This window comes from Agromyces ramosus, assembly GCF_004216665.1.
Taxonomy (GTDB): Bacteria; Actinomycetota; Actinomycetes; order Actinomycetales; family Microbacteriaceae; genus Agromyces; species Agromyces ramosus.
Window position 1 is genome coordinate 652,922 of record NZ_SGWY01000003.1, and the last position, 14,032, is coordinate 666,953.

A 14,032-nucleotide genomic window follows, 5' to 3' on the forward strand; every position below is an offset into this window, starting at 1 on the left:
TCCTCCTTCCGACGTGGTGGCTCCACGTCCGGACATTGATACAACATCCACGCTGACCGGGGCATTCCCGCTCCCGAACGCGCGCTCAGGCAGCTCGCAGGCGCCGGTCTCGGTGCCAGCCCTGAAACCCGCCCGGGCCAGCCCCGAACGTGCCCGGAATCGCTTGTCGCGGCGTGCCGGCCCTCGCTAGCTTCGCCCTGCGTGCACGGCCTCGGCCGGCATGGCCGCGCGGCATCCCGCGCCGGCCGGAACCCACCCGGAAGACCTCGAACCCATGTCCACGTACCTCCTCTGCGCGAGCCCCATCCAGGGCCATGTCGCTCCGCTCATCGCCATCGCCCGCGACCTCGTCGCCCGTGGCCACCACGTCACCGTGCTCACCGGTTCGCGCTTCCGCGACGCCGTGGCGGCCGCCGGCGCCGACCACCGCGCGCTCGGCGGACTCGCCGACTTCGACGACCGTGACATCCAGGACCGCCTGCCCGACCGCGACCGACACCGCGGCATCGGCAAGCTGCAGTACGACATCCAGACGATCTTCATCCGTCCCATCCCCGACCAGCTCCGCGCCGTGGAGGCCGCCGTGGCGGACCTCGCGCCGGACGCCATCCTCGTCGACGCGGCGTTCGCGGGCGTCGTGCCCCTGCTGCTCGACGACCCGGCCTCCCGGCCTGCGGTGCTCGCCGCCGGCGTGGTCCCGCTCAGCCAGTCGAGCACGGATGTCGCGCCCTACGGGCTCGGCCTGGCCCCGAAGGGCGGCGCGATGGGGCGGCTCCGCAACCGGTTCCTCAACGCGCTCGTGCAGCGCGTGGTGTTCCGCGGGACCCAGCGGCTCGCGAACGAGACGATGCGCGCCCTCGGCCGCCCCGAGCTCGACGCGTTCGTGCTCGACTTCTCGCGCCGCTTCGACCGGTTCCTGCAGCTCTCGCCCGCCGAGTTCGAGTACCCGCGGAGCGACCTGTCGTCGAACGTCCGGTTCGTCGGCACGGTGCTCCCGCCCGCTCCGGTCGCGGGGGAGCTGCCCGAGTGGTGGTCCGAGCTCGACGGCGGACGTCCCGTCGTGCACGTGACCCAGGGCACGATCGACAACAAGGACTTCGACCGCCTCGTGCGCCCCACCCTCGACGCCCTGGCCGACCGCGACGTGCTCGTCGTGGTCGCGACCGGCGGCCGGCCGGTGGAGGAGCTCGGGGAGCTGCCCGCCAACGCGCGCGCGGCGGAGTTCCTCCCGTACGACCTGCTGTTGCCGAGGACCGACGTGTTCGTCACGAACGCGGGGTTCGGCGGGACCCAGTACGCCCTGAGCCACGGCGTGCCGCTCGTCGCGGCCGGCGACACCGAGGACAAGCCCGAGGTGTCGATGCGAGCGGAATGGGCGGGCGTCGGCGTCAACCTGCGCACCGGCACGCCGACGGCCGAGGCCGTGCGCACCGGCGTCGAGCGCGTGCTCGCCGACCGCGGCTACCGCGATCGCGCTCGCGCGCTCGCCGCCCGCATCCGGGAGTACGACACCTTCGGGGAGATCGAGGCGGAGCTGGAGGCGGCATCGCTCGCCGCGGCGCTGCGCCTGGAGTCGCCGGTCGGCTGACGCGCCGCGGAGTCCGTCCGCGGCGTTTCCCGCCGGTGGGCCAAAGGTTAGGCTGTCCTAAGCCGACGACGTCGGTGCACGCCTCCGCCCACCGGCGCCCCGCCGGCCACGATCGGGGATCCGCCCATGACCGCCGCTCCGCTGCTCGAGCTCGATGCCGTGCGCATCAGGTACGACGGATCGGCCCGGGCCACGCCCGACGGCGTCTCGCTCGACATCCGCGCCGGCGAGGTGGTGCTCGTGCTCGGCCCGTCGGGCTGCGGCAAGTCGACGCTCGCGCTCGCGCTCGACGGCCTCGTGCCGCACGCGGTCGCCGCGGCGCTCGAAGGCTCGGTGCGGGTCGCCGGCGCCGACACACGTGATCGCACGGTGGCCGAGCTCAGCGAGCACGTGGCGATGGTCTTCCAGGACCCCGACGCGCAGGTCGTCACCGGCACCCTGCTCGACGAGGTCGCGTTCGGGCCCGAGAACCGCCTGGTGGCGGCCGATGAGGTCCTCGAGCGCGCCGAGCGCGCCCTCAAGCTCGTCGGCCTCTGGGATCGCCGCGCCGACAACCCCGATGTGCTGTCCGGCGGCGGGCGCCAGCGGCTCGCGATCGCCTGCGCGCTCGCGCTCGCCTCCCCCGTGCTGGTGCTCGACGAGCCGACCGCCAACCTCGATCCCGCCGGCATCGACGAGGTGTACGCGGTGCTCCGTGAGCTCGCGAACGAGCGCGACCACGCGATCGTGCTCGTCGAGCACAACCTCGACGCCGCGGTCGACCTCGTCGATCGGGTGATCGTGCTCGACGCGGCCGGCCGACTCGTCATCGATGGGCCCGTGCGCGACGTGCTGCAGGGCCGTGCGGGCGAGCTCCTCGAGCTCGGCGTGTGGCTGCCCGTGTCGACCCTGGCGGCGATGCGACTGCGTTCGGCCGGCGTGATGCTCGACCCCCTGCCGCTCACGCCCGCCGAGCTCGCCGCGGCGCTCGAGGCCGTCGAGTCCCTCCCGTCGCCCGCCCCGGTCGCCGCACGCGCCGCCGCGACGACGCTGCGAGCCGCGGATCCCGCCGTGGCCGCCCCTGCGGCCGCGATCACCGTGCGCGACTGCTCGGTGCAGCGCGGCGGCCGCCGCGGTCCGATCGTCGTCGATGGGGTCGACCTCGACGTCGCATCCGGTGACTTCCTCGCGATCGTCGGCACGAACGGCGCCGGCAAGACGACGCTGCTGCAGGCGATCGCCGGCGTGATCCCACCGCCGCGCGGCTCGGTCGACGTGCTCGGCATGGATCCGGCGCGCGCGGACGCCCGCGACCGCGCCCGGCGCATCGGCTTCGTGTTCCAGAATCCCGAGCACCAGTTCGTGGCGCACACGGTCGCCGAGGAGCTCGAGGCGAGCCTGCGGCTGCAGGGCGTGCCCGAGCCCGAGCGCCGCGACGAGGTCGAGCGGATCCTGCGACGGTTCGACCTCGTCGAGCATCGCGACCGGCATCCGTTCCTGCTCTCGGGCGGGCAGAAGCGGCGTCTCTCGGTGGGCACGGCCCTGGTCGCCGGCGCCCCGGTGCTCGCCCTCGACGAGCCGACGTTCGGGCAGGACCGCGCCCGCGCCGCCGAGCTCCTCGACCTGCTCCGTGCGCTGAACGACGAGGGCACGACCGTGCTCGTCGTGACCCACGACCTCCAGCTGGTCGCCGATTACGCCGACCGGGTGGCCGTCATCCAGGGCGGCCGCGTCCTCGGCTCTGGTGCGACCGACGAGGTGCTCGCGGGACCCCTGATCGAGGCGGCGGGCCTGCGGCATCCGCCCCTCGCGCGCGCCACCCGCGGCCTCGTGCGCCACCCCGAGTGGCAGTCGGTCACCCGGATGTCGCAGCTGCCGACGGCCGGACGGGCGGCCGCATGACCGCCGTGACGGCCACGACCGACGTCGCCCGCAACCCGTACGCCGAGCCGGCCGCCGTGCATCCCGTGCGATTCCTGCACGCGCTGAACCCGATCGCGAAGCTGGCCGCGCCACTGCCGGTGATGGTCGCTCTCCTGTTCACCCGCGGGGTCGCGATTCCGCTGGCGTTCGTCGCCCTCACGCTCGTGCTGCTGCTGGTCGGCGCCCGCCTCTCCGGGCGCGTGCTGGCGATCCTGCTCGTGGGACTGCCCGTCGGCGTGCTCGTGCTCGGCGTCACCTTCGGCGTGTGGGTGGACCCGTCGCGCATCGACACCGCGAGTGCCGCGGCGTCCGTGGTGCTCGTCGAGGTCGGCGGCTGGCAGCTCACGCTCGCGGCGTACCTCGTGGGGCTCGCGACCGCGCTGCGCATCGCCGCCCTGCTCGTGCTCTCGCTCATCGCGGGGCTCACGACCACCGGGCCGGAGCTGGTGCGCGCGCTCGTGCAGAACCTCCGCGTCCCGTACCGCCTCGGCTACACGGCCCTGGCCGCGCTGCGGTTCGTGCCCCGGTTCGGACACGAGCTCGAGGTCATCCGGGCGGCCCACCGCGTGCGCGGCACCGACGGCGGACGCGGGCCCCTCGCCGCGGTGCGCCGCACGATCTCGTACGCGATCCCCCTGCTCGCGAGCGCGATCCGGCACGCGGAGCGCGTGGCGCTCGCCATGGACGCCCGGGCGTTCGGCGCCCACCCGACCCGCACCGAGCGCACGATCAGCCGCTGGCGCACGCGCGACACCCTCTTCGTGGCGGCGTTCTGGATCACGGCCGTCGCGATCTACGTCGCGGCCTTCGCGGCCGGGGCGTGACCGCCGGGGCATGACCGCGGCCTGAGCATGACGAGGGCCCGCGCGGCGTACGCGCGGGCCCTTCGCGATGCGACTACTGGGCGTCGGTGGCCGGCGCCGTGTCGATGATCTCGACGAGGAACACGAGCGTCTGGCCGGCGAGCTCGCCGCCGGCGGTGTCGGTGCCGTAGGCGTACTGCGGCGGGATGGTCACGATGAGCTTCGTGCCGACCTTCTGGCCGACGAGCGCCGCGCCGAAGCCCTGGATCACCGCGTCGGTCGTGAACTGGGCCGGGTCGCCGCCGTAGCTCTCGTCGAACACCTCGCGGGTGTCCCAGCTGGTGCCCTGGTAGTGCAGCGTGACGTTGTCGCCCGACTGCACCTCGTCGCCGTCGCCCTCCTCGAGCACCTTCAGCTGGTACTCCGCAGGCGGCGCGGTGTCGGGCAGGGTCACCGTGGGCGCCTCGCCCTCGGCACCGAACTGCACCTCGGGCACGTCCTCGGTCCACTCGGCGGGCGTCAGCGGTTCCTGCACGTCGACGACGATCACCATCGTCTCGCCGGGCGCGACGCCGATGGTCTCGTTCCCCTGGTCCCCGTAGAGCGTGGACGCGGGCGCGACCGTCACCGTGCGCGACCCGGTGGGCACGCAGTCGATGCCGGCGAGGAACGCCTCGAAGACGGTCTCGTCACCGGCGGTGATCGTGGCGGGCTGCGAGAAGACCTGCTCCCCCGTCGTGCCCGAGTAGGCGCTCACGATGGCGTTCACGTCGTCGCCGGACTCGGTGGTGTCGCCGTCCCCCTCGATCACGACGGTGCGCTCGAGCTCGGTCGCCTCGAGCGGGGTGGTGAACGTGACGGTCGGCGCCGAGGCGAAGTCGCCCTCGACCGTGACGCCGTCGCTCTGGGTTCCCGAGGGGACGTCCATGCAGTCGGCCGCGGAAGGCGTCTCGGAGGCCTCGGGGTCGGAGCTGCCCGCGCATCCGGCGAGGAGCAGGGCGGCGGCGGTGGCGAGTGCGACGGGCGCGGCGCGGCGCAGGGCACGGTTCATGAGGGGGTGTCTCGTTTCGATCGGGAACGCGAACCCCCAGTCTGCCCGGTTCGGCTCTCGATTGCCTGAGACTTCGGTTTCGGCCCGATCACGGCGACAATGGGCAGATGGGGGACACGACGACGGTACCCGATCTCCCGGGGGAGTTCGCCGACGCGGCGGACTCGTTCGCGGACCTCGATGACGCGCTCTGGAATCCGATCTCGACGGCGGCGGTGTCGCGGTCGCATCCGAGGTTCGACGAACGCGTGCTCGACGCGTGCTGCGGCGACGGCGCCTCCGCGCTGCCGACCGCCGAGCTGGTGGGGCCCGGCGGGCTCGTCGACGCGGTCGACCGTGCCGAGCCGATGATCGAGCTCGCACGCGAGCGAGCCGGTGAGCGGATGCCGCAACTCCACCTCCACGTCGCCGACGTCACCCGGTGGGAGCCCACCGGCTACGACCTCGTGCAGTGCGTGCTCGGCATCCAGTTCTTCCCCGACGTGGAGGCCGACACCCGCCGGCTGATCGAGCACGCCCGACCCGGGGGCCGGGTCGCGATCACGGTGTGGGCGCGCGGCGCCATCGATCCGCTGCCCGAACTCCTCTCCGGTGCGCTTCCCGACGACGCGGGCGTCGACGTCGAGCGACTCACGCGGCCGTCGATCGCGGTCGCCGACACCGCGGGCACGCTCGCGCACTGGCTCGCCGAGCTCGGCCTCGTCGACATGCGAGCCGAGGCGGTGCAGCGGCATCTGGACCTCGCACCCGAACTCGCCTGGCAGCTGGTGCTCGGCACCGGGCTCCGCGCAGCGGTCGACGGCCTCGGCGAATCGGAACTGGCCGGCGTGCGCGAGCGGTTCCTGGCGGCGATCCAGGACCGCGGCGTGGAGACGGTGGACGTCACCACGCTCATCGCGGTGGGCCGACGGCCCGAGTAGGCGCGAGCTCCGCACGCCGGGCTCGCGAGGCGGAGTCCGCGGATGCGGTGAAGGGCCTCCTCGCGGAGCATCCGCACCTGATGCTCGACGGCGCCTCGATCGACGTCTTCGAGTTCCTCGAACTGCCCGGCGGGCCCTGAGGCGAGGCACCGCCACATCGGATCCCGTCGACGTCATCATTCTGATGGCGGCGGGCCGACGGCGCGAGTGCGTCAGCCGGGTTCGGCGCCGGTGGCGACCGGTCGGTGCGGCTCGTTCGACCACTGGCTCCACGACCCCGGGAACAATGCGGCGTCGATGCCGGCGAGCGCGAGCGCCGCGATCTCGTGCGCGGCCGTGACGCCCGATCCGCAGTAGGCGGCGGCGCGCGTGCCGGGCTCGATGCCGACGGCGGCGAACCGCTCGCGCAGTTCCCCGGGCGAGCGGAACCGGCCGTCGTCGGTGAGGTTGCCGGAGGTCGGCACCGACCTGGCGCCGGGCACGTGCCCGGCCCGCGGGTCGATCGGCTCGACCTCGCCGCGGTAGCGCGCCTCGGCCCGGGCGTCGAGGAGCACGCCCTCCGCGGGGAACGCCGCCGCCTCGTCGGCATCGATCACCGGCATCGCCCCGAAGCGCGCCGTCGCGTCGCCGCGCGCCACCGGGGTCTCGCCTTCCTCGAGCGGATGCCCCGCCGCGACCCAGGCCGCGAGGGCGCCGTCGAGCATCCGCACGTCGGCGAACCCCGCATGCCGCAGCAGCCACCAGCCTCGTGCCGACGACTGGTTCCCGAGGTCGTCCATGACCACCACGGCGTCGTCGTCGTGCAGGCCCCACCGTCGCATCGCCTCGGTGAAGACCGCCTGCGACGGCAGCGGATGCCGCCCCCGCCCCGTCACGGCGTGATCGGCGAGGTCGCGATCGAGGTCGACGTAGACGGCGCCCGGGATGTGCCCGGCGCGGAACGCCGGCCGGCCGTCGGGCTCGGCGAGCGTCCAGCGCACGTCGAGGACCACGGTGCGAGCGTCGGCACGGCCCGCCCGCTGGTCGTCGATCCGGCGGGCGAGCTCGTCGGCGGTGATGAGGATCGGCATGCTCCAATCCTCCCCCGCCGTGGAGCCCCCGGATGAATGTCCCGCTCGCGGCATCCGTCGCACCCTTCGATTCCGCTGTCGGCATACGACTCGCCGGAGTGGCCTCCGACCCGGCCGGTAGACTGGCGAGACGGAACGGTGCGAGCGCGAGGAGGGTGGATGATCGCCAGCCTCGCTGCGTTCGCGGCCGTCGCGCTCCTGACCCCGCTCGCCACGAGGCTGCTCGGGCGCCGCGTCTTCGCGGTGATCGCCCTGGTGCCCGCCGCGGTGTTCGTGCTCCTGCTCACGTGGCTGCCGGGGGTGGTGGCGGGCGAGCCCGTGGTCGAATTCGTGCCCTGGATCCCGCAGCTCGGCATCGCGCTCTCGTTCCGGCTCGACGCGCTCGCGCTGCTGCTCGCCCTCATCGTCACGGGCGTCGGCGCCCTCGTGCTGCTCTACTGCGTGCACTACTTCGCCGACGACGAACCCGCGCTCGGCCGGTTCGCCGCGCTGCTGCTCGCGTTCGCGGGTGTGATGCTCGGCCTCGTCACCTCCGACGACGTGTTCCTGCTGTTCACGTTCTGGGAGGCCACGAGCGTGCTCTCGTACCTCCTCATCGGCCATTACACCGGCAGGAAGGAGAGCCGCGGTGCGGCCCTGCAGGCGCTGACCGTCACCACGTTCGGGGGCCTCGCGATGCTCGTCGGCCTCGTGGTGCTTGTCGTCGCGGGCGGCACGAGCTCGCTCGCCGAGCTCGTCGCCGAGCCGGTCACCGGCCCGGCGGCCGAGTGGGGCGTCGCGCTGGTGCTCGTCGGGGCGATCTCGAAGAGCGCGCTCGTGCCGTTCCACTTCTGGCTCCCGGCCGCGATGGCCGCACCGACCCCGGTCTCGGCGTACCTGCACGCCGCCGCCATGGTCAAGGCGGGCGTCTACCTCGTGGCCCGCCTCGCCCCCGGCTACGCCGACACCGCCGTCTGGCATCCGATCGTCATCGCCCTCGGCGTCCTCACGATGCTCGCGGGCGGCTGGCGTGCCCTGCGCCAGTACGACCTCAAGCTGCTCCTCGCCTACGGCACCGTGAGCCAGCTCGGCTTCCTCGTGCTCGTCACGGGATACGGCACGCGCGACGCCGCGCTCGCCGGCGTGGCCCTCCTGCTCGCGCATGCGCTCTTCAAGGCATCGCTGTTCCTCGTCGTCGGCATCGTCGACCACGCGGCGGGTACGCGCGACTGGCGCAAGCTCTCGGGGCTCGGCCGACGGATGCCCGTGATCGCGACGATCGCGATCGTGGCCGCCGCCTCGATGGCCGGCCTGCCCCCGCTGCTCGGCTTCGTCGCCAAGGAGGCCGTGTTCACCGCGTTCCTCGACGCCGCGGCTGCGGGCGAGCCGTGGGCGTGGGTGGCGCTGTCCGGCGCGTTCCTCGGCTCGGTGCTGACGGTCGCGTACACCGTTCGATTCGCGTGGGGCGCGTTCGCCGCGAAGGAGGGCGTCTCGCCCACGCCGCTGGAGGCCGGCAGCCGCGCTATCGGCGTCGCCCCCGGCGTCCTCTCCGCCGCGAGCCTCGTCTTCGCCGTCGCGATCGCGTCCATCGAACCGCTGCTCGCCGCCTACGCCGACGAGCTCCCCGGTCCCGAGGCGTACCACCTCGCGCTCTGGCACGGCCTCGAGCCGGCCCTCTGGATCTCGCTCGCCGTCTTCGCCCTCGGCGCGCTGCTCGTGTGGGGACGACAGCGAGTGGCCCGGTTGCAGGCGGCTGTGTCGCCGATGGTCGACTCCGCGCGCGGCTACCTCGGCATCGTCTCGGTCGTCGACCGGCTCGCGGCCGCCGTCACGACCGCGATCCAGCACCGCGGGCTGCCCGGCTACCTCGCGATCATCGTCACCGTGTTCGTCGGCGGCCTCGGTGCGGCATCCGTCATGAACACCACCTGGCCCGAGGGCATCCGGCTCTGGGACTACCCGTCGCAGCCGTTCCTCGCGTTCGTCATGGGTGTGGCCGCCGTCGCCGCGGCGACCGTGCGCCAGCGAATGACCGCGGTGCTGCTGGTCAGCGTCACCGGATACGGGCTCGTGCTGCTCTTCGGCATGTCGGGCGCACCCGACCTCGCCCTCACGCAGGCGCTCGTCGAGACCATCGTGCTCGTGGTGTTCGTGCTCGTGCTGCGCCGCCTCCCCAGGCAGATCGCCCAGCGCAACCCGCCCGTGCACAAGGTCGCGCGCGGCATCATCGGCGTGCTCGCCGGCACCGTGATGGGCGTGATCGGGCTCGTCGCGCTCGGCGCCCGCATCCGGCCGACGATCGCCGAGGGGCTTCCGGCGCTCGCCATCGAGGCGCACGGCAGGAACATCGTCAACGTGATGCTCGTCGACATCCGCGCCTGGGACACGCTCGGCGAGATCTCGGTGCTGGTGGCCGTGGCGACCGGCGTCGCGAGCCTCATCTTCGTGTCGGGCCGCACGGGCGGGGCACCCCGGCTCGACGACCTCGACGACGACGTGGTGCCGGTCGACCGTCGCGAGCGCCTCCGCCCGGTGCCCGAGCACGCGGCGAGCATCCGCGCGCCCCGCACGAGCCTCGCCGACACCGAGGGCGAATCGGATGCCGCGGCCGAGGCCGCCTCCACGCGGCAGACCTGGCTCCTCGCCGGGCGCACGATCTCGCCCCGCAACCGGTCGATCCTCATCGAGGTGCTGGTGCGCCTGCTCTTCCACCCCGCGATCATCGTGTCGGTGTTCCTGCTCTTCGTCGGGCACAACGCCCCCGGCGGCGGGTTCGCCGGCGGGCTCCTCGCCGGCCTCGCACTCGTGGCGCGCTACCTCGCCGGCGGCCGCTACGAGCTCGGCGAGGCCGCGCCCGTCGATGCCGGCCGCCTGCTCGGCACCGGCCTCCTGCTCGCCGCGGGCACGGCGACGGGCTCGCTCCTCTTCGGGGGCGCGCCGCTCGAGTCGGCGTGGTTCGAGGCCGAGGTCCCGGTGCTCGGCACCATCTCGATCGGCACCTCGACGCTCTTCGACATCGGCGTGTACCTCGTCGTGGTGGGCCTCGTGCTCGACATCCTGCGGTCGCTCGGCGGCGAGGTCGACCGGCAGGAGGAGAAGGCGGGCGACGAGGGCGAGGAGGGGGGCGACCTCGACGCGGGCGGCGCCGAGGCGATCGACCAGGGCGAGGGTCCCGAGATCGCCGAGCGGCCGGAGCACACCGACGCCGAGCTCGAGACGCCGCTCACGAGGCCGACGGCGCGAGCCGCCGAGGAGGCCCGCCCATGACCGCGTCGCTCACCCTCGTGGTGCTCATGGCCGTGCTGTTCGGCGCGGGCATCTCGATCATGCTCGAGCGCAGCCTCACCCGCGTGCTCATCGGCTTCCTGCTCGTCGGCAACGCGGTGAACATCCTCATCTACCTCATGAGCGGCACGCCGGGCCTCGCCCCGATCCTCAACGAGGGCGTCGACCCCGCCGAGATCTCCGACCCGCTCCCGCAGGCGTTCGTCCTCACCGCGATCGTGATCAACCTCGGCATCACCGCCTTCATGCTCGCCCTCATCTACCGCTCGTGGTGGCTCGCCCAGCTCGGCGCGAAGGGCGACCTCATCGACGACGAGGAGGAGGACGCGCAGGACGCCGAGGAGGCCGCCGTCCTCATCCGCAGCTCAGCCGATGACGACCGGGCCATCCAGGAGATCATCGACGCGAGCGACGAGGAGCCCGACGAGGACCTCGAGTCCGAGGCATCCGCCCGCGACGCCGGCGAGCGCGACCTCGACGACGAGGAGGTGCGCCGATGACCGCCGCGCTCGTGCCCCTCGTGGTGCTGCTGCCGCTGCTCGGCGCGGCGTCCGCGCTCATCCTCGGCCGCCACCGCCGGGCGCAGATGGTCGTGAGCACCACGGTGCTCGCGGGCGTCGTCGTGATCGCGGCGATGCTGCTCATCGCCGTCGACGCCGGGGCGCCGACCGTCGTGGCGGTCGGCGGGTGGGAGGCCCCGTTCGGCATCGTGCTCGTCGTCGACCGGCTGTCGGCGATGATGCTGCTGATCTCGGCGATCGTGTTGCTCGTGGTGCTCCTCTACGCCGTCAGGCAGGGCGTCGCCGACCGGCACCGCGAGACCCCGGTCTCGATCTTCCACCCGAGCTACCTGATCCTGTCGGCCGGCGTCTTCGACGCGTTCATCGCGGGCGACCTCTTCAACCTCTACGTCGGGTTCGAGATCCTGCTGTCGGCGAGCTACGTGCTGCTCACGCTCGGCGGCACCGGCGAGCGCATCCGGGCCGGCGTCACCTACATCATCGTGAGCCTCGTCTCGTCGCTGTTCTTCCTCAGCGCGATCGCCCTCGTCTACGGCGCCACCGGAACCGTGAACATGGCGCAGCTCTCGGTGCGCATCGCCGAGCTGCCCGCGAACGTGCAGCTCATCCTGCACCTGCTGCTGCTCATCGCGTTCGGCATCAAGGCGGCGATCTTCCCCCTGTCGTTCTGGCTGCCCGACTCGTATCCGACGGCACCGGCACCGGTCACCGCGGTGTTCGCCGGCCTGCTCACGAAGGTGGGCGTCTACGCCATCATCCGCACCGAGACGCTGATCTTCGCCGAGAACGACCTGACGGTGCTGCTCCTGGTGGTCGGCGGGCTCACGATGCTCATCGGCATCCTCGGCGCGCTCACGCAGGCCGACATCAAGCGACTGCTCTCGTTCACCCTCGTCAGCCACATCGGCTACATGATCTTCGGCATCGGGGTCGGCTCGCAGCTCGGCTACGCGGCCACCATCTACTACGTCGTGCACCACATCACGGTGCAGACGACCCTGTTCCTCACCACCGGCCTCATCGAGCGGTTCGGCGGCGCCACGTCGATCAACCGCCTCGCCGGGCTGCTCAAGGCGTCGCCCCTGCTCGCGATCCTCTTCTTCATCCCCGCCCTGAACCTGGGCGGCATCCCGCCGTTCTCGGGCTTCCTCGGCAAGGTCGGGCTCTTCCTCGCGGGCGCCGACGATGCCGACGCAGCGGATGCCGCGGGCATGGCTTGGCTCGTCTGGGCCGTGATCGCGGCGGGCGCGATCACCTCGCTCATCACGCTGTACGCGCTGACGCGCTTCTGGAACATGGCATTCTGGCGCGGACGCCGGGAGCTCGAGGGCTACGAGTCGGTGCTGCTCGGCTCGGTGCAGGAGGCACCCGAGGGGGCGACCGTCACGGCGACCCGGACGACTCCCGTCATGATGGTGGCCGCGACGACGGCGCTCGTGGTCGTGACCCTGCTGCTCACGGCCTTCGCCGGTCCCATCTTCGACTTCGCGGATCGTGCGGCCGCGGGCCTCATCGACCCCGCGACCTACGTCTCGCTCGTGTTCCCGGGGGGCATCCGATGACCCGGCCCGAGCTCGAGGTGTCGCGCTGGCGGTCGGTGTGGCGCCAGCTGCCGCTCCTCATCGCCCTCGTCGCGCTCTGGCTGTTCCTCTGGGACCACATCGACGCGCTCACCATCGTCACGGGCGTACTGCTCGCGGTCGCGGTGACGCGCGTGCTCTACCTGCCGCCCGTACTCCTCAGCGGGCGGTTCAACCCGTGGCGCGGGCTGCTGCTCGGCCTTCGCATGATGTTCGACGTGGTGGTCGCGTCGTTGCAGGTGGCGTTCTTCGCCGTGAACCCCCGCTGGCAGCCGATGAATGCGATCATCGCGGTGCAGCTGCTCACGCGCTCCGACCTCGTCACGACGCTCACGGCCGAGGCGATCTCGGTCGTGCCCGGCACCGTCGTCGTCGACATCGACCGCGAGCGCGGGCTGCTCTACCTGCACGCGCTCGGCACCCGCACCCCCGCCGACATCGATCGCGTGCGACACCACGTGCTCGGCACGGAGGAGCGCATCGTGCTCGCCATCGGCACCGGAGCCCAGGCCGCCTCCATTCGCGCGGCCCGCCGCGAACGCCGTGCGGGCATCACGCCCGCGCGCCGCGGCTCCACTCCAGACCGCTCCCAGGACGGAGGACCATCGTGACGTTCCTCAGCGTGGTGAGCGTCGTCGCCGGCATCATGTTCGGCATCGGCGCCATCGCCGCGGTCATCCGCATCATCCGCGGCCCCTCGATCCTCGATCGCGCGCTCGCGACCGACGTGCTGCTCGCCATCGCGATCTGCGCGCTCGGCGCGGAGATGGCGCTCAACCGGCACACCGACACCCTCGTCGTGATGCTCATCCTCGCGATGTTCGCGGTGGTCGGCTCGATCTCGATCGCACGGTTCATGGCGAAGCAGGACGCCTCATGAGCGCCGCCGAGATCGCCGTCGGGCTGCTCATCCTCGTCAGCGCCTTCCTCTCGATGGCCGCCGGCATCGGCATCGTGCGCTTCCCCGACGTGCTGACGCGGCTGCACGCCGCGACGAAGCCGCAGGTGCTCGGGCTCGCCGCCGTGCTGGTCGCGATCGTGCTGCAGGTGCCGACGTGGGGCGTGCTCACCACGGTGGTGCTCGTGATGACGTTCCAGCTGCTCACGCAGCCGATGACGGCGCACATGCTCGGGCGCTCGGCCTACCGCACCGACCACGTGCGGCGCGACCTGCTGATCGAGGACGACCTCGGCCACGACATCGAGGAGCACGACCAGGAGGAGGGCGCGGCGCGCTGACCCGCCGGCGATACGAATGACGCGATCGTCGTGATCGCCCGCCCCCGAGAGACGCGTCCCAATCAGGGGAAGCGGCACCGGAGTACCGAATTAT

General features: G+C 72.7%; 12 protein-coding genes. 10 read left to right on the forward strand and 2 right to left on the reverse strand.

Translation table 11 applies throughout. The annotated features are described in order from the left end of the window. Nucleotides 1–274: 274 nt before the first annotated feature. The 3 genes from EV187_RS14970 to EV187_RS14980 all read left to right on the forward strand — a co-directional run bounded on the left by EV187_RS14970 (nt 275) and on the right by EV187_RS14980 (nt 4,314). Nucleotides 275–1,588 (forward strand): glycosyltransferase, encoded by a 1,314-nt coding sequence (locus EV187_RS14970; RefSeq protein WP_165391218.1) that lies wholly within the window; start codon nt 275–277, stop codon nt 1,586–1,588. Nucleotides 1,589–1,714: 126 nt separating this feature from the next. After that, nucleotides 1,715–3,469, forward strand: coding sequence for an ABC transporter ATP-binding protein (locus EV187_RS14975; RefSeq protein ID WP_130353839.1), 1,755 nt, complete (start codon nt 1,715–1,717; stop codon nt 3,467–3,469). Continuing rightward, the gene (locus tag EV187_RS14980; protein WP_130353840.1) at nt 3,466–4,314 is read left to right on the forward strand and encodes an energy-coupling factor transporter transmembrane component T family protein; all 849 of its coding nucleotides are present in this window, start codon (nt 3,466–3,468) and stop codon (nt 4,312–4,314) included. Before EV187_RS14975 ends, EV187_RS14980 begins: the two co-directional genes overlap by 4 nt. Before the next feature lie 73 nt (nt 4,315–4,387). Here EV187_RS14980 and EV187_RS14985 read toward each other — a convergent pair whose 3' ends face one another. Then, on the reverse strand, nt 4,388–5,344 hold the full coding sequence (locus tag EV187_RS14985; RefSeq protein WP_130353841.1) for an FKBP-type peptidyl-prolyl cis-trans isomerase: 957 nt from the start codon (nt 5,342–5,344) through the stop codon (nt 4,388–4,390). Between the two features lie 107 nt (nt 5,345–5,451). Here EV187_RS14985 and EV187_RS14990 point away from each other — a divergent pair, with 107 nt between their 5' ends. Then, nucleotides 5,452–6,264: a class I SAM-dependent methyltransferase gene (locus EV187_RS14990; protein WP_130353842.1), complete on the forward strand. Its 813-nt coding sequence runs from the start codon at nt 5,452–5,454 to the stop codon at nt 6,262–6,264. 212 nt (nt 6,265–6,476) lie between these two features. Here the strand turns inward: EV187_RS14990 and EV187_RS14995 are convergent, their stop codons facing one another. Further along, a complete protein-coding gene (locus EV187_RS14995) occupies nt 6,477–7,334 on the reverse strand; it encodes a sulfurtransferase (protein ID WP_130353843.1) in 858 nt (285 codons plus the stop codon). 159 nt (nt 7,335–7,493) lie between these two features. Here EV187_RS14995 and EV187_RS15000 point away from each other — a divergent pair, with 159 nt between their 5' ends. From EV187_RS15000 to mnhG, 6 genes are read left to right on the forward strand one after another with little or no spacing between them, the layout of a single operon-like run. Next, complete coding sequence (locus EV187_RS15000) at nt 7,494–10,580, forward strand: Na+/H+ antiporter subunit A (protein WP_130353844.1); 3,087 nt, start codon at nt 7,494–7,496, stop codon at nt 10,578–10,580. Next, on the forward strand, nt 10,577–11,098 hold the full coding sequence (locus EV187_RS15005) for a sodium:proton antiporter (RefSeq protein WP_130353845.1): 522 nt from the start codon (nt 10,577–10,579) through the stop codon (nt 11,096–11,098). Before EV187_RS15000 ends, EV187_RS15005 begins: the two co-directional genes overlap by 4 nt. Continuing rightward, nucleotides 11,095–12,681, forward strand: coding sequence for a Na+/H+ antiporter subunit D (locus tag EV187_RS15010; protein ID WP_130353846.1), 1,587 nt, complete (start codon nt 11,095–11,097; stop codon nt 12,679–12,681). Before EV187_RS15005 ends, EV187_RS15010 begins: the two co-directional genes overlap by 4 nt. Next, a complete protein-coding gene (locus tag EV187_RS15015; RefSeq protein WP_130353847.1) occupies nt 12,678–13,310 on the forward strand; it encodes a Na+/H+ antiporter subunit E in 633 nt (210 codons plus the stop codon). The genes EV187_RS15010 and EV187_RS15015 overlap by 4 nt, the downstream gene beginning before the upstream one ends. Beyond that, nucleotides 13,307–13,579 carry an MrpF/PhaF family protein gene (locus tag EV187_RS15020; RefSeq protein WP_242609623.1) on the forward strand — a complete coding sequence of 91 codons (273 nt, stop codon included), beginning with the start codon at nt 13,307–13,309 and terminating at the stop codon, nt 13,577–13,579. The genes EV187_RS15015 and EV187_RS15020 overlap by 4 nt, the downstream gene beginning before the upstream one ends. Continuing rightward, the gene (gene mnhG, locus EV187_RS15025; RefSeq protein WP_130353848.1) at nt 13,576–13,938 is read left to right on the forward strand and encodes a monovalent cation/H(+) antiporter subunit G; all 363 of its coding nucleotides are present in this window, start codon (nt 13,576–13,578) and stop codon (nt 13,936–13,938) included. The genes EV187_RS15020 and mnhG overlap by 4 nt, the downstream gene beginning before the upstream one ends. Nucleotides 13,939–14,032 lie beyond the last annotated feature (94 nt).

Coding starts and splice junctions, on each gene's coding strand:
- EV187_RS15015 (WP_130353847.1), top strand. CDS start 12,678: ATGACCCGGCCCGAGCTCGAGGTGTCGCGCTGGCGGTCGGTGTGGCGC.
- EV187_RS14975 (WP_130353839.1), top strand. CDS start 1,715: ATGACCGCCGCTCCGCTGCTCGAGCTCGATGCCGTGCGCATCAGGTAC.
- EV187_RS14980 (WP_130353840.1), top strand. CDS start 3,466: ATGACCGCCGTGACGGCCACGACCGACGTCGCCCGCAACCCGTACGCC.
- EV187_RS14995 (WP_130353843.1), bottom strand. CDS start 7,334: ATGCCGATCCTCATCACCGCCGACGAGCTCGCCCGCCGGATCGACGAC.
- EV187_RS15000 (WP_130353844.1), top strand. CDS start 7,494: ATGATCGCCAGCCTCGCTGCGTTCGCGGCCGTCGCGCTCCTGACCCCG.
- EV187_RS14990 (WP_130353842.1), top strand. CDS start 5,452: ATGGGGGACACGACGACGGTACCCGATCTCCCGGGGGAGTTCGCCGAC.
- mnhG (WP_130353848.1), top strand. CDS start 13,576: ATGAGCGCCGCCGAGATCGCCGTCGGGCTGCTCATCCTCGTCAGCGCC.
- EV187_RS14985 (WP_130353841.1), bottom strand. CDS start 5,344: ATGAACCGTGCCCTGCGCCGCGCCGCGCCCGTCGCACTCGCCACCGCC.
- EV187_RS15005 (WP_130353845.1), top strand. CDS start 10,577: ATGACCGCGTCGCTCACCCTCGTGGTGCTCATGGCCGTGCTGTTCGGC.
- EV187_RS15010 (WP_130353846.1), top strand. CDS start 11,095: ATGACCGCCGCGCTCGTGCCCCTCGTGGTGCTGCTGCCGCTGCTCGGC.
- EV187_RS14970 (WP_165391218.1), top strand. CDS start 275: ATGTCCACGTACCTCCTCTGCGCGAGCCCCATCCAGGGCCATGTCGCT.